This is a genomic window from Desulfitobacterium elongatum, from assembly GCF_055378975.1.
In genome coordinates, this window is sequence record NZ_AP038772.1 from 4,270,362 (window position 1) to 4,288,949 (window position 18,588).

Annotated in this window: 18 protein-coding genes and 1 riboswitch; of the genes, 5 read left to right on the forward strand and 13 right to left on the reverse strand. The window is 42.9% G+C overall.

Annotated elements, in window-relative coordinates; genetic code table 11:
* The first annotated feature begins 218 nt into the window (after window positions 1-218).
* Together ACZ42W_RS20130 and ACZ42W_RS20135 are read left to right on the forward strand one after the other, a co-directional pair.
* The gene (locus ACZ42W_RS20130) at window positions 219-1,388 is read left to right on the forward strand and encodes a cation diffusion facilitator family transporter (RefSeq protein WP_464167040.1); all 1,170 of its coding nucleotides are present in this window, start codon (window positions 219-221) and stop codon (window positions 1,386-1,388) included.
* 51 nt (window positions 1,389-1,439) lie between these two features.
* Complete coding sequence (locus ACZ42W_RS20135) at window positions 1,440-4,088, forward strand: calcium-translocating P-type ATPase, PMCA-type (RefSeq protein WP_464167041.1); 2,649 nt, start codon at window positions 1,440-1,442, stop codon at window positions 4,086-4,088.
* Window positions 4,089-4,195: 107 nt separating this feature from the next.
* On the opposite strand, the gene ACZ42W_RS20140 is transcribed toward ACZ42W_RS20135, so the two are convergent.
* A complete protein-coding gene (locus ACZ42W_RS20140; RefSeq protein ID WP_464167042.1) occupies window positions 4,196-5,266 on the reverse strand; it encodes a GerMN domain-containing protein in 1,071 nt (356 codons plus the stop codon).
* A 162-nt stretch (window positions 5,267-5,428) separates the two neighbouring features.
* Here ACZ42W_RS20140 and ACZ42W_RS20145 point away from each other — a divergent pair, with 162 nt between their 5' ends.
* Window positions 5,429-5,659 (forward strand): (4Fe-4S)-binding protein, encoded by a 231-nt coding sequence (locus tag ACZ42W_RS20145; RefSeq protein ID WP_464167043.1) that lies wholly within the window; start codon window positions 5,429-5,431, stop codon window positions 5,657-5,659.
* Window positions 5,660-5,845: 186 nt separating this feature from the next.
* Window positions 5,846-7,120: a nickel-dependent lactate racemase gene (gene larA / locus ACZ42W_RS20150; protein WP_464167044.1), complete on the forward strand. Its 1,275-nt coding sequence runs from the start codon at window positions 5,846-5,848 to the stop codon at window positions 7,118-7,120.
* A 95-nt stretch (window positions 7,121-7,215) separates the two neighbouring features.
* On the opposite strand, the gene ACZ42W_RS20155 is transcribed toward larA, so the two are convergent.
* The 11 genes from ACZ42W_RS20155 to ACZ42W_RS20205 all read right to left on the reverse strand — a co-directional run bounded on the left by ACZ42W_RS20155 (window position 7,216) and on the right by ACZ42W_RS20205 (window position 17,059).
* On the reverse strand, window positions 7,216-7,512 hold the full coding sequence (locus ACZ42W_RS20155; RefSeq protein ID WP_464167045.1) for a hypothetical protein: 297 nt from the start codon (window positions 7,510-7,512) through the stop codon (window positions 7,216-7,218).
* 82 nt (window positions 7,513-7,594) lie between these two features.
* A complete protein-coding gene (locus tag ACZ42W_RS20160) occupies window positions 7,595-8,878 on the reverse strand; it encodes an NAD(P)/FAD-dependent oxidoreductase (RefSeq protein WP_464167046.1) in 1,284 nt (427 codons plus the stop codon).
* 21 nt (window positions 8,879-8,899) lie between these two features.
* Window positions 8,900-10,807, reverse strand: coding sequence for an anaerobic carbon-monoxide dehydrogenase catalytic subunit (cooS, locus tag ACZ42W_RS20165; RefSeq protein ID WP_464167047.1), 1,908 nt, complete (start codon window positions 10,805-10,807; stop codon window positions 8,900-8,902).
* Window positions 10,800-11,300 (reverse strand): 4Fe-4S dicluster domain-containing protein, encoded by a 501-nt coding sequence (locus tag ACZ42W_RS20170; protein WP_464167048.1) that lies wholly within the window; start codon window positions 11,298-11,300, stop codon window positions 10,800-10,802. The genes cooS and ACZ42W_RS20170 overlap by 8 nt, the downstream gene beginning before the upstream one ends.
* A gap of 127 nt (window positions 11,301-11,427) precedes the next feature.
* Window positions 11,428-12,096 carry a Crp/Fnr family transcriptional regulator gene (locus ACZ42W_RS20175; protein ID WP_464167049.1) on the reverse strand — a complete coding sequence of 223 codons (669 nt, stop codon included), beginning with the start codon at window positions 12,094-12,096 and terminating at the stop codon, window positions 11,428-11,430.
* 230 nt (window positions 12,097-12,326) lie between these two features.
* Entirely contained in the window at window positions 12,327-13,073 is a 747-nt protein-coding gene (locus ACZ42W_RS20180; RefSeq protein WP_464167050.1) for an ABC transporter ATP-binding protein, read from the reverse strand.
* Window positions 13,074-13,111: 38 nt separating this feature from the next.
* Window positions 13,112-14,125, reverse strand: a complete 1,014-nt coding sequence (locus ACZ42W_RS20185) for an ABC transporter substrate-binding protein (RefSeq protein WP_464167051.1) — start codon at window positions 14,123-14,125, stop codon at window positions 13,112-13,114.
* Between the two features lie 40 nt (window positions 14,126-14,165).
* Entirely contained in the window at window positions 14,166-14,948 is a 783-nt protein-coding gene (locus ACZ42W_RS20190; protein ID WP_464167052.1) for an ABC transporter permease, read from the reverse strand.
* On the reverse strand, window positions 14,920-15,216 hold the full coding sequence (locus tag ACZ42W_RS20195) for a thiamine-binding protein (protein ID WP_464167053.1): 297 nt from the start codon (window positions 15,214-15,216) through the stop codon (window positions 14,920-14,922). Before ACZ42W_RS20195 ends, ACZ42W_RS20190 begins: the two co-directional genes overlap by 29 nt.
* A gap of 88 nt (window positions 15,217-15,304) precedes the next feature.
* Window positions 15,305-15,412, reverse strand: a riboswitch (TPP riboswitch).
* A 104-nt stretch (window positions 15,413-15,516) separates the two neighbouring features.
* Window positions 15,517-15,735 (reverse strand): (2Fe-2S)-binding protein, encoded by a 219-nt coding sequence (locus tag ACZ42W_RS20200; protein ID WP_464167054.1) that lies wholly within the window; start codon window positions 15,733-15,735, stop codon window positions 15,517-15,519.
* Window positions 15,736-15,772: 37 nt separating this feature from the next.
* Entirely contained in the window at window positions 15,773-17,059 is a 1,287-nt protein-coding gene (locus ACZ42W_RS20205) for a VTT domain-containing protein (RefSeq protein ID WP_464167055.1), read from the reverse strand.
* 242 nt (window positions 17,060-17,301) lie between these two features.
* Between ACZ42W_RS20205 and ACZ42W_RS20210 the strand changes: the two genes are divergently transcribed.
* Entirely contained in the window at window positions 17,302-17,682 is a 381-nt protein-coding gene (locus ACZ42W_RS20210) for a nitrite reductase (RefSeq protein ID WP_464167056.1), read from the forward strand.
* A 225-nt stretch (window positions 17,683-17,907) separates the two neighbouring features.
* On the opposite strand, the gene ACZ42W_RS20215 is transcribed toward ACZ42W_RS20210, so the two are convergent.
* A complete protein-coding gene (locus ACZ42W_RS20215) occupies window positions 17,908-18,585 on the reverse strand; it encodes an ABC transporter ATP-binding protein (RefSeq protein WP_464167057.1) in 678 nt (225 codons plus the stop codon).
* Window positions 18,586-18,588: the final 3 nt, after the last annotated feature.

Here is an 18,588-nt window from a genome sequence, read left to right on the forward strand (position 1 = left end):
AATGCGTTTCTATGCACTTTGAATGAACCTGTCGGAATATAGGATATAATAGCTTAAGATATCATTGAATGTAAAGAACTCTTTCTCAAATACCAAATTTAGTATATCATCGTATTAAGAAATGTTTACCAATATTTATATTAGGATAGTAAAACCTACCGGTTTGAATGTCAAATAAAAACTCAGATTTATAGTCTTGAGAAGTCAGGGGATATCCCATGATTAAACTTATTATTAGAACGTTCATCAAAGATTACGAGGATGTAAGCAACAGGCATATACGAGAAACGTATGGAGTATTAGGCGGAATATTAGGCATAATCTGCAACCTCCTTCTTTTTATGATTAAATTATCGATTGGATTATTCATCAACAGCATTGCTGTTATTTCTGATGCCTTTAATAATCTTTCTGATTTAGGCTCATCCTTAATCGCAATCATAGGAATAAAGATGAGCAACCGCCCACCGGATCATGAGCATCCCTTTGGTCATGGCCGAATCGAGTACATATCTTCCCTCATCGTAGCCTTTATTATCTTCTCTGTAGGTTTACAATTACTGAGTAGCTCGTTCAGCAAAGTTCTTACTCCAGAGCCAGTGACCTTTAATCCTGTATTATTGCTTATTCTTGTGCTTTCAGTTCTCGTAAAGGTATGGATGTTTTCCTACAATAATTTTATCAGCAAAACGATAAATTCAGGAATTAATAAAGCCACAGCCTACGATAGTCTCAATGATGCTATTGCTACCAGCGCCGTTATCGCAACCACAATTGTTGGGCACTTTATAAGCTTTCCAATTGATGGGATAGTGGGTCTAGCAATTTCGCTTTTGATCTTATATACAGGGTATACCATTGCCAAAGATACAGTAAATCTACTCCTTGGCTCTTCTCCAAAACCTGAACTCGTTCAATCCATCAATTCCTTGGTTCTTGAAGGCCAATCTATCGTCGGTACCCATGATTTAAAAGTCCATGATTATGGCCCGGGAAGGATCATCGCGTCCATCCACGCTGAATTTCTCGATACCGTGAATATCGTGGAAGCGCATGGTATTGTCGACGACCTTGAACGAAGAATTTCAGATGAGTTAGGCATTAATATGGTCGTTCATATCGATCCTCTATCCACCGATACTGAAGAAAATAATCGGATAAAGGCCCTTATTACGACTGGAGTTCAAGAAGCTAATGACCAGTTTCGAGTGCAAAATGTTCGTATGACTAAGGGACTCAATTGTATGAATGTGATTTTCGATGTGTTGGTTCCTTCGGCCCTAGGGATATCCGAAGAAAAAGAAGTGCGTGAAATAATTTCAGACACAATAGCAAAAAATAACAATCGACTAAATATCATTGTTAATTCTATTTATGTAGTCGATTGAAAAATAAAATAAGCTTATGCACTAATAAACGAAATCGAGAGGAGATTGTACATGTGGTTTTCAAAATCGCAAGAGGACGTCCTTAAAGAGCTAAATGTTGACCCCACCCTGGGCCTTACAACGGATGAAGCCAAAGCCAGACTTGAAAAATATGGTGAAAACAAACTAAAGGGAAAACCCAAGAAAAGCTTAGCGTCCTTGTTCTTCGCGCAGCTTAAGGATATGCTCATCTATGTTCTTCTCGGTGCAGCTGTCATTACAATCCTCATCGGCGAATATGTCGATGCCATCATCATTCTTCTCGTCGTCGTACTTAACGCCGTTATCGGTGTTGTCCAAGAGTTCAAGGCAGAAAAAGCGATTGAGGCCCTTCAACAAATGACGACCCCAAGGTCCCTCGTTCGGCGTGATGGTGAAGTCAAAGAGATTCAATCCGAGGAAGTCGTACCTGGAGATATTATTGTTCTTGATGCAGGACGATTCATCCCGGCTGATCTAAGACTTATCGAGAGTGCTAATCTACAGATCGAGGAATCTGCTTTAACTGGAGAATCCGTGCCTTCTGAAAAAAATGCCCATGATCTACACGAAGATCCGAAGACACCCCTTGGAGATAAGTCGAACATGGCCTTCATGTCCACGCTTGCGACGTATGGTCGAGGCGAAGGGGTCGTCGTTGCGACTGCCATGGAAACTGAAATTGGTAAGATTGCAAAGATCCTTGATGAAGACTCTGATGAAATGACTCCCCTCCAAAAAAGGCTGGAGGAACTAGGCAAGATCTTAGGATTTATTGCGATCGGCATCTGTGTCTTAATGTTTGTCATCGCTCTCTTCCAAAAGAGAGACTTATTCGAGATGTTCTTAACAGCTATTAGCTTAGCCGTGGCAGCGATTCCTGAAGGACTTCCTGCTATCGTTGCGATTGTCTTAGCACTAGGCGTTACAAAAATGTCGAAGATCAATGCGATCGTTAAAAAGCTGCCTGCCGTTGAAACGCTAGGCTCAGTCAATATCATATGTTCAGATAAAACCGGAACTCTAACCCAAAACAAGATGACTGTCGTTAAACACTACACTTTAAATAACCTTAAAGATATTCCCGCTGAAGGCACCGGCTTTGAAGCGGATAAAGATACTCAAGAGTTACTAAAGACGTTTGTTCTATGCTCTGATGCAACCTATGAAAATGGACAAGGAACCGGAGACCCCACTGAAATCGCTCTTGTCGTTTTAGGTGACCGCTATGACCTTTCAAAAAGATCTCTAAACTCTGAATATAAGCGAGTGGGCGAAAAGCCCTTTGATTCGGATCGAAAGCTCATGTCCACACTTAACGAAGAAGAAGTTGGCTATCGCGTTCATACCAAAGGTGCTATCGACAACATCTTAAAGATCTCCAAAAATGCTTTAGTTCAAGGGAAAGTCGTTCCTTTAACTGAAGAAATGAAAAATGCCTATCTGAAGATTGCTGAAGAAATGTCTGATGATGCCTTGAGAGTCCTGGGGGCAGCCTATAAAAATTCTGACAGCCTTCTCACTCCAGAGGAAATGGAAAACGACTTAACTGTCATTGGTATAGTCGGTATGATTGATCCGCCTCGATTAGAGGTTAAAGATTCCATCAGAGATGCTAAAATGGCTGGCATCACTCCAGTCATGATCACAGGCGACCATAAGAATACTGCTGTTGCCATTGCCAAGCAATTGGGGATTGCTGACTCCATCGAGCAAAGCCTTACTGGTGCAGAAATTGATGAGTTCTCAGATGAAGAATTCGCCAAAAGAATCGGCAACTATAGAGTATTTGCTCGAGTTTCACCAGAACATAAGGTTAAAATCGTCAAAGCTTATAAAACACAAGGTAATATCGTTTCCATGACAGGTGATGGGGTTAATGATGCTCCCTCCCTTAAGACCGCAGATATCGGAGTCGCTATGGGCATCACTGGAACAGACGTTTCTAAGGGTGCCAGCGATATGATTTTAACGGATGATAACTTCACAACCATTGTTCATGCCATTGAAGAAGGAAGAAATATCTATAGTAATATCAAGAAGTCTGTCATCTTCTTACTCTCCTGTAACCTCGGAGAGATTATCGCGATCTTTATCTCTGTCCTCTTCTTCTGGCCAGTACCCCTTCTCCCTACCCAGATTCTCTGGATTAACTTAATCACAGACACTCTTCCTGCGATTGCACTTGGAGTCGACCCGGGTGATAAGGATGTCATGAAGCTAAAGCCCAGAGATCCGAAAGAAAGTTTCTTTGCTCGGGGTGCCGGAGTTAGAGCGATCATCGGTGGTACATTAATAGGTATTCTAACCCTTGCTGCTTTCTACTTTGGGCTGAGTGAACATGGCTATAGCCTAGGTTCAAAGAATATTCCTGAAGAGATATTAACCTATGCTCGCACGATGGCCTTTGTTGTGCTTGCCGCTTCACAGCTCTTCTACTCCTTAAGCATGAGAAATCCTTCAAAGTCTATCTTCAAAGTTGGATTGTTCTCGAATATGTACCTCGTCGGAGCCATTATCATCGGCTTGATTCTCCAGCTTGGAGTGATATCCGTTCCCTTCCTTGCGTCGGCCTTTAAAGTTCAAGTGCTTTCGCTAAGAGATTGGGTCTTAGTCTTTGTCTTTGCTTTAATGCCTCTCATCATCAAGGAGATTATGAAGGTATTTACCAAAAACAACTAAACACTAATTCTAAGCTTGACCTCAAGACTTCGGAGAGACTTTTAGGAACAATGATAGTGCCCAGGCCCTACCATCAACGGTATAGCCTGGGCACTATTATTGTTGCATTAGCTTCGTACTGTGTCGTTAAAGTTTACAGTAAATGCTTCCCCTTTTTTCATGGCAATATGCCCTGAGGAATATGGATTCTCTTCAACGGTTAGATAGACCTTCTCTACCCCGTAATATCCTCCCACGGTATTAACAATACTTTGCAAGATCATACTTTCATACCCTGCGCCTGCATTCATTTCACTCCTCAGTTCTTTACTAAAATCGATATAAACCATATTATCCTTATTCAAATAGAGACTCTTTATTTTAACATTCGGTCCGATCACCTTGCCTAAATTTCCTTGGGGTTGATTTTTGAACTCTTTCTCAATCACCTGCTTGGTTATATCATTCGTATTAAAGGCAAGTTTCTTTTCTGTGAAATAGAGTTTCCCATCATTGATATTAGGATAGTAGAACTTAACGTCTTGAACTAAGGGAACATTTTTCTCTAGTTTGCTCAACGTTGAGGAGACTTCCATTCCATTTGAACTAAAAACAGTTTTGACAAGACCAATATTGGGGGCATAATAGTCGAGAACTTTATCATTCTTCCCCTCCGTAGTCACCTCAATCGCTTTGTAATTCCCAGAAGGAGTGATTACTTCGACATCTACATATGAGATCGTACGTTTTCTATTGTCTGCTAAGGTCCAAGTCGTTCCTTTCGTTAGGGGCTCCTTAAGGATAACTTCTCCATTACTACTTAGGCTTGGCCCCTGAGTGAAATCCTCGCGATAATACGTTTCACCTTTCGATAATAACAAAGTTATCTGTCCATTATTGTTTTCCAGTACCTTAACTGTTTCTGTTCCTCCATTATTTGACCTAAGCTGTACACGGTTTCCCTTGATATAATCCACGGAAGTGGTATACGAGGCGTACTCATTTCCTTGACCCTCATAGACATATCTTGTATTTTCCTGATAAGCAAAGTAGTCCTTGATGCTTGGTCCTACCTGAGTTTTGGGTTGTTCCACAGGTTGAGTACTCGAATTATCTGGAGGAACAGTGTCCTTACTTGCGCAACTGCTTAAAAGGATAAGCGAAAAAAGTAGGCTGAAAATTAACAGAAGCTTTTTCACTTTTCGGTTACCTCCCCTTGCATGTATAATTATAATATTCCTTTAAGACATTCTTGCTGGATTACAATTATATTATACCTTTATACACGCACTTTGAATATTACGTCAGTAGCTATTAATGCTTTCACAGCAGTCAAGAGACACATCAAGGGGGAGATACTTATGAAAAAGCAGATGAATGGGGCCAAAGTCAAGAGTTACACAAGAGATAATTTAACCATCACGTTTGACTTAAATATATGCGAGCATTCAGCACATTGCACAAAGGCACTTCCAAACGTCTTTGATATTACAAAAAAGCCCTGGATTAACCCAGAAGGTGCTGAAATAGAAGAAATCATCGAAACCATTGATAAATGTCCTTCTGGTGCTTTACGTTATTCACTCGATTGACGGAGTTCGTCTGCGTTCAAAAATCGAGGATTGTCAAAATATATCTGATTTTTTTGAAAGATGAATTGTAGAGACCTTAGACTTGATACTATAATAGACTTACCTAAGATGCACGTCTTACATATAAACTTTGAATGTGACAATCTAGACAGATCATAAAAATCGGCCAAGTTTGGAGGGACCTTGATGCAAATCAGATTACCGTATGGTACATCGTATCTAGAAACGGATATTCCAGAAAATCGATTGGCTGGAATATTAACCTTGGAAAGCTATACACCACAAAAGGACGGTAAAGCTTTGGTTCAGGATGCCTTATCTAATCCGATTGGTAGTCCATCTCTTCCTGAGCTCTCACGGAAAGCCCAAAAAATTGTCGTGGTGACAAGTGATCATACTCGCCCTCTACCTAGCAAACAAACCCTACCCTACCTTTTAAAAGAGATCCGGAAAGGAAACCCTGCTGCAGAGATTACCATCTTAGTCGCAACAGGTTTGCATCGTGCACCCACTCAGGAAGAGTTTGTTGCTAAGTTTGGCGCTGAAATCGTCGAACACGAAACCTTCGTCGTACATAAGGCGGATGATTATTCGTCCCTTGTTCGACTTGAAGATTTGCCTTCTGGAGCACCCTTCTGGGTCAATCGACTCGCCGTCGAAGCTGATTTATTGATTGCTGAAGGCTTTATTGAACCCCACTTTTTTGCAGGATATTCTGGGGGAAGGAAAAGCATCCTGCCCGGCATCTCTGGGCGGGAGACGATCTTGGTTAATCATTCGGCCGGCTTTATCGACCACCCCAATACTCAATCGGGAACGATCGAAGGAAACATTTTCCATAGGGATATGGAACATGCCGCCCGACAAGCACGTTTACAGTTCATCCTGAACGTAACTCTAGATGAACATAAAAATATCATCGGTACCTTTGCCGGACATCCAGAGGAAGCCTTCGCCCAAGGGGTTCAATTCGTTGAGAAATTAACGAAACTGACCTCGAAGTGCGCAGAGATTGTCTTGACCAGTAACGGGGGATATCCTCTCGATCAAAACTTATATCAGGCGGTTAAAAGTCTGCGTACTGCCGAGTATGTGACAAAAAAGGGTGGAGTCATCATCACTGCAGCCTCTTGTATTGACGGTATAGGTGGCGAGGTCTTTCATCGTATGTTGATCAATCCAGGTGGAGCTAAGAAAATCCTTGAGGACATTCGCGCGACTGAAGCGACGGCCACAGATTTGGATCAATGGCAAGTCCAGATCTTAGTTCGGATTCTCCTGGATTATAAGGTCATTATCGTGACTGAAGGTGTCGAGTCCGAAGTTCTCCAGTCGATGGGGCTGGATAGTGCGCAAACCTTAGATGAAGCTTTGCAAAAAGCTTATGCTTACACTACGCCGGAAGCAAAGGTCCTTGTTATTCCTAATGGTGCTGGAATTTTTATTGAGAGCTTAGAATAAACACTTTATACAAAATGACTCCAAGCTGTGTAAAAAGATATAAAGAGGATCTCCTGTTCAATGAATGAACGGAGATCCTCTTTCTTTGTTACAGTTTAATAGCGCGGGAAGTCATAACGAGGGTCATAAGGCTGTGGAATTCCTAAACGACGCTCTTGAAGCTGAAGCCAGTGCGGTTCAAATTGTTCTTCAAAGAGTTCCCACCATAGAGGTTCTCTTCCGGGCATAATCCCTAATTGTCTTTCCATCTGTTCAAGCCAGCGAGGCTCAAATTGCTCCTCATAACGTTGCCACCACGCAGGTTCATATCCGCCAGGATAATTAATGGGATAATATCGCACATAGGGGGGATAAGGAGTATAAATTGGAACCATTGGGACATGTTGATGCATATTTAAAATCTCCTTTCTAGAGCACCATTAATTTCATTTTCTATCCCATTATATTCCAATTTACCCCGTGTGAAAGTTGACTCTAAAACTCAGTCAACCCCCTCATCATCACAATCTCACCCCGTCTTCCGTCTCTAATGCACTTCTGCACAGACGAAGCTAAGGGTTGTTTAGCTTGGATTAAGGCGGTAAGGATCCCTGCCCGTTCTGTATTTCCAATCAAGACGAATCCTTTTAAGACTTCGCCTTGCCAGACTAAGCGCTGATAGGTCGGTTGTTCAGAAGAACTATGCAAATGGAGATCCTCAGTATACCAGGGCATTGAATCCTGAACCATAACCGTTTCTGATGAAGTCGGGGGATTTATCATCCCGACAGACACAATCCGTAGACCGAAGAAGTCGACAGCGTTCATTCCAATCGACCCAAGATAAATTAAGGACTGCCCTGTCATATTCATCCCGGCAATTCGTCCCTGCTGGGTAGCATTCGGCCAGATAGCATTTATGCGATGAATTTCACGGACTAGGTCCCAGGCTTCAGCCACATCACCTGCAGCGTAAATACCCGGAAGATTCGTTTCAAGCTTTTCATTGACCAAAATACCCTGCCGAACTTCTAGACCCGAAGTCATGAAGGGGGCAATGTTAGGACGAACCCCTTTACCCATGATGACGAGGTCAGCCGAAAGTGTTCTTCCTCCGCTGAGTCGCACCGACTCCACATGCTCCTCCCCTTCAATCGCAATGACGTCAGAATTTAGGACAATGTCCAAACCGTGACGACCGAGATGTCCTTCCAGGATACTTGCCGCTTCAGAATTCAGCATTTGCGAGAGAAGATGACCTGAGGATACGATGACGTGTACATCAAGCCCTCTTTTACGTAGGGCATAGGCAGATTTCAGACTGACTAGCCCGCCCCCGATAATCACTGCCCTTCGTCCTGGAGCAAGTAAGGCTCTGATTCTTTTAGCATCTTCAAGATGACGTAAAGTAAGAACTTCTGGGAGGGAAGATCCAGGAATACTCGGTGTTACAGCGGAAGCCCCAGTTGCGATTAGGCATTTGTCATATGAGAAACGTTCCCCGGCGGCTGTGAGAACCTCCCGCTGCTCAGGATCAAGCCCTGTCACCGTACACGCATAATGAATATCGAGATTCAGAGTGGCCACGGCTTCAGGGGTGCGCAGGAAAAGTTGAGTTTCATCGATGTCACCAGCGAGATAGTAAGTGGTCAAGCAACGGGAATAGGAAGGGTAAGCATCTGCAGTGAGTACCGTTATTTCTGCCTGAGATTCCTGCTGCCGAATCGCTTCGGCGGCGAAGAGGCCGGCGGCACTGTTTCCGATAAGTACATATTTCATTGGCGTTTCCTCCCTAATGGCTTAATGTTCCAAGCCAAGTGCGCGCCGTTTCGCCTGAATATCTGAAATTAATCCTTGGGCAGCCTGATGCGGGTCAGTCTCAACATAGAATTTTCCACCGATCACACTAGTGAGTCCTTCTGTGAGAAGTTCTGTCACCTGTTTGCTTCCTAGAACCGGAGGCACGATCCCTAAATGTGTCGTTAAACCCATAGCGACAGCCCAGGTACCAATACTTAAAGCTTTTTCATGTTGAGGTTCGGGGGCACTGGCAGCTACAGGAAGTGCCGCGGTATCTACTCCAAGGTAGGCTGCGATGGCCGTAACTAAGTCTCCAATCCGTGAATTATCTACACAACTCCCCATATGAAGTACAGGAGGTAGCGGAGCACCCAAGCCTGCCGCCTGACCGACGGCGGTTAAAACAGCTTTGAGTGATTCTCCGGCAAACTGTTCTGTTCCCTCAGAATTCATCATTCCGGCTTTTGCCAAAGCATGAGCAGAACAACCCGTAGCCACGACAAGGACATTGTTTTTCAAAAGTTCCTTAACCAATTCCACATGGAAGAGATCGTGTGTAACCTTGACGTTATTACAACCGACAGTGGCAACGACACCTAGGATATTGCCGTTGACGATATTATCAATAAGGGGTTTCAACGGTTGCTCTGCATCGAGGTGAGTGAGGGCACCAGTGATAGCCTCCACACTAAAACCAGCCATGATCTTTGCACGATAATCTGGGATGTGTATCTTGTGGGGATCCCGTTTGGTATAGGCCGCTATGGCTTTGCGCACGATCTCTTGAGCTGCAGCATCAGCATCTTCTAAGGAGAAAGGAATATGGGTTGCCCCAGGGATCTTCACAATTGGCATGGTCGTAATCAGTTCTGTATGATAACATGAGGCGATTTGACTAAGTGAGGGCATGATGCATTGTACATCGACAACCATTGCATCAACCGCTCCGGTGACGATCGCTAGTTCCTGTGCGAGGTAATTGGTAGCCAAGGGGACGCCCTGACGCATGAGGACCTCATTTCCAGTGCAACAGATCCCAGCAATCTGAACTCCTTTGGCGCCCACAGCTTCAGCCTCGGAGGATAACATTTTGGCCCATTGTACGATCTTCTCGGACAGAAGGGGGACATGTCCATGAACGATAAGGTTAACGTAATCTTCCTTAAGAACTCCTAAGTTTGCTTCCGTAACGACAGGCGCAGGTGTCCCGAATAAAATATCCTGCATATCCGTGGCTAATTTCAACCCGGCATATCCATCGACCAACCCTTGCTTTGCGGTCGCCAGCAGAAGATTGACAGGATCAGCATCCATTCCCATGGTCGTTTGATGCATTGCCTCCCTAATTTCCCGATCAGGATTCCGCGGCAAAATTCCTAGGCTTTCCCAAATGACAAGTCGTTGTTTTGGCGCATGAGACGTCACCCACTGCATTGGTTTTTGACTATGGTTTCCCATATCATCATAGGCAACTTGTACGACTTCTAAGGCTAGGGCGTTAATATTGTCCTTCGTAGAATCGAGCCCTAATCCGGCTGCGATAGCTCGTAGTTTACGCTCATCAGTGATTGGATAATCGATCTTACCTTGGGCAGCAAGTTTTAAGGCTTCTACTGCATCATAAGCATGGTCGACATGTGACGCTGACCCAGCGGCGACTTGGCGAAGCAGGTTACGAGCCACAATCACATCAGCCGTCGCTCCGCAGATTCCCTTCATCGGGCCCTGCCCAAATGGATCAATCCGGCAAGGTCCTTGAATACAATGTCGGCAACAAACACCTAGTCTTCCAAAACCACACTGGGGTTGTTGAGCTTCATAGCGATCCCACACCGTTTCAATCCCATCGACAGCAGCCTTCTTCAGTAAATCAAGAGCTGCAGGATCAATACTCCGTGCATTAAGCATGGCTATTCGCCTCCTTCATATGATTAACCCAGGATCGACGACCCGCCGCAGCAAAGCGATCTACTTCGACCCATTGTAGTGCTTTCGTCGGGCAAGCCAAGACACAAGCGGGCTCATAATCCAGTTCTCGACAACGATCACATTTTACAACCTGGCGAGCGGTACCCTCCGTGATGACCCCAAAGGGACAAACCATGACACACATCCAGCAGCCTACACATTGCTTGCTATTCACTTGCACCAACCCCGTTTCAGGGTCCCGATACATAGCGTCAGACATGCAGGCGTGGACACAGGGCATGTCTGAACATTGGCGGCATTGTAACGGAACATTAAACCTTCCATCTGTTTCAACAAAGACACGTTTTTTAGGATGCTCGGGTTCCTGAACTGCGCTAAACAGTGCCTTTGTCCGTGAATGAGCAACAGCACAAGCCAACTCACAGCTCTTGCATCCCACACAAACCTCTGAGCTTACCAGTAATTGTTTCACGTTATCCCTCCTTGTCTAAAAGTGAGATAGATTCGTTCTGATAAGTCAATACTATTATAATCTTCAGATAATTACTGTCAGATTGCCGACATAGAATCTAGAAAATAAGAAGAATCATTGATGGATTTTACCGATTCAATTTCTCCCACAGGCGGTCGGCATTTAAGAGGACCACATATCCTCGATGCAGAGCTAAGATGCCTTGTTGCTCCCAATGCCGCAAGATTTCATTTACGGTTTGACGTGTGCTTCCACTTAATGAGGCTAATTCCTCGTGCGTTAGATAGATCGTATTAGGTTCTTTCTCCATCTTTGAGCTTTGAGATTGTAAGGCGCGCCAGAAGACACGGGCCAGGCGCGAAGCTGCTTCACGAAAAGCCAGATCAACGATTAAATCATTGGTCAAGCGAAGAATTCGACCGAGAACACGAACCAGCCGTCGAGCAAGTTCTGGGGATTTATCCATCATCAATCCAAAATCCGTCATACTGAGATAAAGCACTTCCGTCTCTTCAACAGCGCTGGCAAAGGCCAGTGAGTGCTCACTATAGACTTCTCCAGTAGAGAGAATGGCAATGGTGAATTCCTTTCCATCTTCTGAGTAATACGAAATCTTAACCTTACCAGAGAAGACGAAAAAGATAACATCAGGGCTGGACGAGGGAAATATCAAACGCTGGCGTTTTGCAAAACGTTTCCTGCTAAAATTGGGTTTCCAAGTTTCCAATAAAGAGGGTGGCAGATCACGAAAAAGCGGAAATATTTCAAGGTCTGGAATCATCAGGGGTTTTGGCATTACTCCACATCCCTTCTGCATGACATACTCACAGCTAAAAGGATCTTTTTCAAAAATGTTAACTTTAAGTGAGTTCTATATACCCTCGGGAAAGTCCTTTCCTTCATTTTGATACCCACCTTAACCTTGAAAATATTAAAAAAATGACACCCAACAATTTGTCGAGTGTCACTTGCATCGCAAAACTACTTTTATAAAGTGGTTAGCTATACTCCCTTTGAATCAACCATTTAATGAGAAAGAAGCTTGAGAATCTGTCGTTTATATCCGATAAATGCATCGGATACTAAGAACGCGTCCCCACGGGGTCTAGGGGTATCGATGGTAATCTCATGCGCAATCATCCCTGGCGGCCCTGTCATGATGTAAATCCTGTCCGAAAGCAAAATGGCCTCATCAATATCGTGTGTGATAAACAGCGTGGACATGTTGATGCGCTCCATCAGCGCAAGATACCATTGGTGCATCGCGCTTTTCGTGATAGCATCCAGAGCGGAGAATGGCTCATCAAAGAGTGCTACATCTTGCGAAAACAAATACGTTCTTAAAAGAGCAGCGCGTTGGCGCATGCCCCCAGAGAGCTGCATCGGATACTTCTTTTGCGTACCCTCCAGTCCAAAATCTGCAAAATGGCTAAGAGCCTGCTCTCTAGCCTGGCGCTTAGGTACTCCACGAATGAAGAGAGGCAAGGCGACATTATCCAGCACCGTCAGGTGTGGCTGCATCAAGTCCTTTTGCTGCATGTAGCTTACTTTGCCAGCCTGTCCCGTAATATCCTCACCGTTTAGGAACACCCGCCCGGTTTCAGGAGGAAGCACACCCGCAATCACGTTGAACAGTGTGCTTTTACCGATACCGCTCACGCCCAGCAGACTCACCAACTCGTTTTCGCCAAGACTGATATTGATATCCTTAATGATTAATTCACCCGCAAAACTCTTGGAGATGTTTCGCGTCTCGAGTTTAATTATTCCCATCTTTACTCCCATAGTGAAAACTTGTTTCAGTTTCCGCCTTATTTAGGCAGATACGCGTTTGTAAAGCCTTTTCCAGCTTCGATTTTCTTAGGGATAAGCTTGTTATCATACATCCAGGAATAGAAACCATCCCACCGCTTTGAATCGATATATCCCCACTGCTTGACTTCAGCCTTATATTGATCAACTAAGTATTTTTGACTAGCTGTTGCAAGAGCTGGGTCAACTTCAGGTGCATTTTTCACGAGGATTTTGGCTGCTTCTTCAGGCTTTTCAATGGCATACTCATACCCTTTGGCGACAGCTGCTAAGAACTTTTTAGCAGTATCCCCATTTTGCTCGAGATACTTTGGGTTAGCTGCAATGACCGGAGTATAAAAATCCAAGACAGGATCAATATCCTTGAAAGCGAAATAGTTGGTATCCAAACCTTTCACCTTGGTTGCTACTCCATCCCATCCATAATAAACCCATACCGCATCTACATTGCTTTGCAGTGCTGAAATAACGTCAGTTACGGTACTGGGGATCATCTTTACCTTGTCATAGTTTCCGCCATCTTTAGTAATAACTTGCTTCAATATCGCCTTTTCGACTGGAGTATCCCACGTTGCATAGACTTTGTTTTCCATACCCTTAGGGCTAGAGATGTTATCTTCCTTTAAGGAGATAATCCCAGAAGTGTTATGCTGTAAAATGGTACCCACTGCAACGACATCCAACGGGCTGTCCGAAGTAATAGCTGACGCAATTTCCTCTTGGAAGCTCACACCGAACTCTGCCTTCCCTGCTGCAACCAGTGACAAAGCCCCGCCTTCGGGCGGCTGAATAATATCAACATCGAGTCCAGCATCCTTAAAATATCCCAGTTCCTTGGCTACATATAATCCGGTATGATTGGTATTTGGGGTCCAGTCCAATACGAAGGTAATTTTCTTTGTTTCTTTTTGAGCTTCTTGCTGAGCCGGTTTAGCCGTATTATTCTGTGCACAACCAGCCATTCCCAGCACCATTAAAACAATTAGCATCAAGGCCACAATTCTCTTTTTCATTTTAGGTCTTCTCTCCTTCTTCACTTTAGGCAAGTTCAATTTAAATATTTCCATTCTGTTCATGCTCAGCATGAGCCCAAGGCATCGCCTTTCGTTCCAACAGCTCTACGCATTTCATGAGCAGCAAACTTAAGATAATAATGAGGAAGATGACAGCGAACATTTTATCAAAGGAATAGGATTTTCGTACGCGTGTCATATAGACTCCCAAGCCACTGTTTCCGCCCAGCCATTCAGCTATGACAGCACCCACAATAGAATAGGATACGGATATTCTTAGGCCCGAAAAAAAACCTGGTAAGGCGTTGGGCAGCTTAATATAACGATATATTTGCCACTTCTTGGCCCCCATAGCGCGCATTAGATTCATGGCATCGGCATCAGAGGATTTGAATCCGCCCAAAAGAGCAATGGTCATCGGGAAAAAACACGCCAATACCACGAGTGTAATCTTGGGTGCCATATCATACCCTAACCATAAGACCAGCAAGGGAGCTATCGCTACAGTAGGAATGGTCTGTGAGATAACCAAAATGGGATGCACTGCTTTATACAAAACCTCGAACCTATCCATAAAAAGGGCGATGACAAACGCTAAAACAATGCTGATACTTAACCCTGCAAACGCTTCCGTCAGGGATATCGAGGCATGCTTCATCAACTCAGAAAATGAATTAATAAATGCTCGGATTACATCCATGGGCGATGGAAGCATGAACTTAGGCACTAATCCGGTTTCGGTCACCAAGTGCCATATCAGCAACAAACATAGTAAGAGCGCTGTCGGATAAAGCTTATTGGTGATGCTTTGTAACCTTTTCATCGATCGTCAAAATCCCGCCTTCCGGCTTATAGCTTATTTTTACATAGGACATCACACTGGGTGCACCTTCCTCGATACAGATCAATTGGCAACGTTTTACGATATCCATGAGCTCTTCATACTCTCCTTCAATGGTCGATTCAAAGGGCCCCACGAACACCTTTAATCCGGTAGATTTTAAGTACGCAATAACTTTGTCCACCACACGAATCAATTCTTCGCCTTCTACCTTCGGCAATACTTGGATTGCAACACTGGCATTAATCATTAGCTTCTACTCCTTTGAATTAATTTAGTAAAATAAAAAAAACCTTCCGACGAGCAGAAGGTTTTCATTCACATGATTCATGGCATATAGCCACATGCGTTTTCATTCCCTCCGCTAGCATTACCTAGTTCAGGTCAATGGGTCGGAAATCACATTTCCCTCTCAGCCGATTTGCTCAGCTCCCCTTAACTTATTCTTTTAAATTATCATAGCATCCAGGTATAACGAGTGTCAACACATAGCGAGATCAATGTCTCACATAATTGAACGAGTTCAAAGAGCCAAAATAGTTGCACAGATTCAATAAAACGATCTACTCTCATTTAATAGTCCTTGGATTTTCTCCGTACAGCGTCTACCACCACAAGATCCTCCGCCTGCATCCGTAGCCTTCTGAACTTCTACAACCGTTTTTGCCCCATTTCTTATAGCCTTTTTTATAGTAGCTCTCGTAATTCCTTTACAGATACAAACTTTTGTAAGTTTATCGAGTATTTCTGAATCTAAGTCTTGTTCCATACTAGCCTCACTTTCTAATCATTAGGAGTTATCCGTCTTACTTTTTATCACTCGGGATTTTCGATAATGCACGAAAAACTTCCATCAGCACAATATTTATACTTAACCATATTCCGCCAAAGACATAACCCGCTACAGCATCACTCGGATACTGAGCCTGAGAAAATATTACGGTTATACCCGTGACTATACAGACACCTAGTGTAAGGAAGAACAATAACGTTCCAAGCCACCTGTTCTTGGCGTGTCGCAGTACCATAAATGAGACAAAGCCATAAACAACTACGGCTAATAAGGTTTGTTGACTCGGAAAGGTGTATATATTTCCACCGAGTGGACCCACACGATGAAAGATAAGCCTTAATCCCTCTTCCAAAAGTCCTCCACCTAAAACGGTAATCAAAAGAAATCTCGTTTCAAGGAGTCGATTCCTACCTTTAAGGATAATCCACACCAAACTCAGTAACGTCAAGGCGAGCAAGACTTCTGGAGTCGTTGGAAGCTTAAACAATCCCATAATAGAGGACCAGTTTCCTGGGAAGATCATGCTTATAAGGTAAGTAACGATCATATCAAATTGACTAAATTCATGGGCTAAAAAGTCCTGAATGAGTCCAATTAGGACAATTGATAAAACAATGAACATTGTGGCAACCCCAACGATTGCCACTTTTATCTTCCCAAGAAAATGAAATATTTGAATACCCTTTTCTAAAGACTTAATAATAAAGTCGATGATAGTTTTCTTATACCTCCGATAAACATAGATACATAATAAAACTATCGCAAGTACAATGCCACTAATGATGAGGTATTTTTTGATTGAACCATGGAACTTCTCCCAATTAGATCCTAAAATCTTGCCTAAAGAGATAAAGGTACCTGTCCAAATAAATGCTCCGATGTAAGCATTTAATGCAAATTTCTTATAAGGTATCTTGGCAATCCCTGAAAAGTATCCGGTTATGTGCCTTACCCCAGGAATAAAGTAAGCAATAACCAGTAATCCATTTCCATACCTATCAAACCAATGAGAGGTCTTCTCCAACTTAGCTGGCCCTATATGAAGATAAGAACCGTATTTCTCAAAAAAGGGAATACCTAAACTTCGACCAATAAAGTAAGAAATCGTGATGCCAGATATAACTCCCAGTGCTGCGACAATAATACTGATACCCCAATTCAACTTTCCCTGAAATACAAGAAACCCACAGTAGGTCATTAAGGTTTCTCCTGGTGTCGGGAAAGCTATAAGTTCAAGCATTAGTGCAACAAATAATACGACATATCCATAATGATTGAATAAATCAGTTAAGAAATTCATTAATAATCTCCCTGTTAAGGCCTTAACCTGCATCATTTACTAGGTTAGCATTATCTGGCGAGACATATTCTATGTAACCTATTCATCCTTACCCTACCCCGGATGGGCTCACATGGATAAGCTGTTCCATCTATGCCTTAAACTTTCTCCCAATTAAGAACTTTCATAATAAAGCGTAAAGTTCATTTTTATACTCTATCGTTGTATAATAAACAATAAAAATGAATTTAGAGGTGTTAAAAATGTCCTCAGAGATTGAAGATAAAGAAAAGATGATAAAAACCTGTCAAGACATCTTGGAATCCTGCGATAAGCCGTTTGTCTGGGAAGACGAAGGTCCCTATGAAAAGGGCAGCTATAAAAAGCCTTTTAATCTTTTTTTCCCGCATCCACAAATAGATAACGAGTTAAATAATTTGTTTGAAACATTTTCGAGTTCAAAAAATTTGTACGACCAGATAAAAGCAACATGTACACTTGACGAGGAATGGGCTGAATATGGCACTTATGGCTTGGATAGAGATTTTACTTGTACCTTCAGTAAGTTCACCCTAAAACCAGAATATGTCGATCAAGTCAAAGCTTATTTTAGTCATCGTCTTAGCGAATTACAGAGAGCATAAGTGCAATAGAATCGAAAATTTGGTGTTGAACATCCTAAATCTCTAATTAAGATAGGCGAATTCTTTCCCAGGAGTGAACGACTCAATTACAGTACTTACATACAATGGGGGTGTCTCATAATAATGAGATGCCCCTTTTCTTTTGTCTAATATCTCATTCTTATTCAAATGATGGTATTCACCTTATTAAGGAAACCCTATCATTTTTCAAAAGCAAACTACTCTTTACAAAAGCATACTATTCTTCCCCGCTTCGATTATCTGCCCTTTTTCTAAGATCACGACCTGATCAGCAAGACATTTAGCATCTTCCCTATCATGCGTCACAAAAATCGATGTAACCCCCGTCTCCTTCAAAATTCCATTCAACTCTTCCCGAATCGAATGACGCAAATGAGCATCTAGATTACTAAAGGGTTCGTCAAGCAATAGGATCGACGGCTTCGGAGCAACCGCTCGTGCAATTGCCACCCTTTGCTGTTGTCCTCCACTTAATTCATAGGGATAACGCTTAGCGTAATCCTCTAAATGTACAAGCTCCAACATTTCTTGGATTCGTCCATTCTTTTCCTGTTTACTCAAATCCTTTAACCCAAACTGGATATTTTCCGCTACCGTCATATGAGGAAATAGTGCATAGTCCTGAAATACCATTCCAATTTCCCGTTTTTCTGGAAGAATGAATTCATGTTCATCAAATAATATCTTTCCATTGATTTGCATCTGACCCTTTAGGGGATATTCAAGTCCTGCAATAAGGCGCAAAACCGTACTTTTACCACTTCCACTTTCCCCCAAGATACACGTTACTTCACCCTGATCCATATTAAGATTAAAGTCCTTAACATTATCAACCGTAGAATTTTTATATCGAAAGGATAATCCTCGTATTTCAGCAAACAATGA

Excerpts from the sequence above, each read along its gene's own strand:
- ACZ42W_RS20195 (WP_464167053.1), bottom strand. The coding sequence starts at position 15,216 with ATGATTAATGCCAGTGTTGCAATCCAAGTATTGCCGAAGGTAGAAGGC.
- ACZ42W_RS20210 (WP_464167056.1), top strand. The coding sequence starts at position 17,302 with ATGTCCTCAGAGATTGAAGATAAAGAAAAGATGATAAAAACCTGTCAA.
- larA (WP_464167044.1), top strand. The coding sequence starts at position 5,846 with ATGCAAATCAGATTACCGTATGGTACATCGTATCTAGAAACGGATATT.
- ACZ42W_RS20135 (WP_464167041.1), top strand. The coding sequence starts at position 1,440 with ATGTGGTTTTCAAAATCGCAAGAGGACGTCCTTAAAGAGCTAAATGTT.
- ACZ42W_RS20180 (WP_464167050.1), bottom strand. The coding sequence starts at position 13,073 with ATGGGAATAATTAAACTCGAGACGCGAAACATCTCCAAGAGTTTTGCG.
- ACZ42W_RS20145 (WP_464167043.1), top strand. The coding sequence starts at position 5,429 with ATGAAAAAGCAGATGAATGGGGCCAAAGTCAAGAGTTACACAAGAGAT.
- ACZ42W_RS20130 (WP_464167040.1), top strand. The coding sequence starts at position 219 with ATGATTAAACTTATTATTAGAACGTTCATCAAAGATTACGAGGATGTA.
- ACZ42W_RS20205 (WP_464167055.1), bottom strand. The coding sequence starts at position 17,059 with ATGAATTTCTTAACTGATTTATTCAATCATTATGGATATGTCGTATTA.
- ACZ42W_RS20175 (WP_464167049.1), bottom strand. The coding sequence starts at position 12,096 with ATGCCAAAACCCCTGATGATTCCAGACCTTGAAATATTTCCGCTTTTT.
- ACZ42W_RS20190 (WP_464167052.1), bottom strand. The coding sequence starts at position 14,948 with ATGAAAAGGTTACAAAGCATCACCAATAAGCTTTATCCGACAGCGCTC.
- ACZ42W_RS20155 (WP_464167045.1), bottom strand. The coding sequence starts at position 7,512 with ATGCATCAACATGTCCCAATGGTTCCAATTTATACTCCTTATCCCCCC.
- ACZ42W_RS20185 (WP_464167051.1), bottom strand. The coding sequence starts at position 14,125 with ATGAAAAAGAGAATTGTGGCCTTGATGCTAATTGTTTTAATGGTGCTG.
- cooS (WP_464167047.1), bottom strand. The coding sequence starts at position 10,807 with ATGCTTAATGCACGGAGTATTGATCCTGCAGCTCTTGATTTACTGAAG.
- ACZ42W_RS20160 (WP_464167046.1), bottom strand. The coding sequence starts at position 8,878 with ATGAAATATGTACTTATCGGAAACAGTGCCGCCGGCCTCTTCGCCGCC.
- ACZ42W_RS20200 (WP_464167054.1), bottom strand. The coding sequence starts at position 15,735 with ATGGAACAAGACTTAGATTCAGAAATACTCGATAAACTTACAAAAGTT.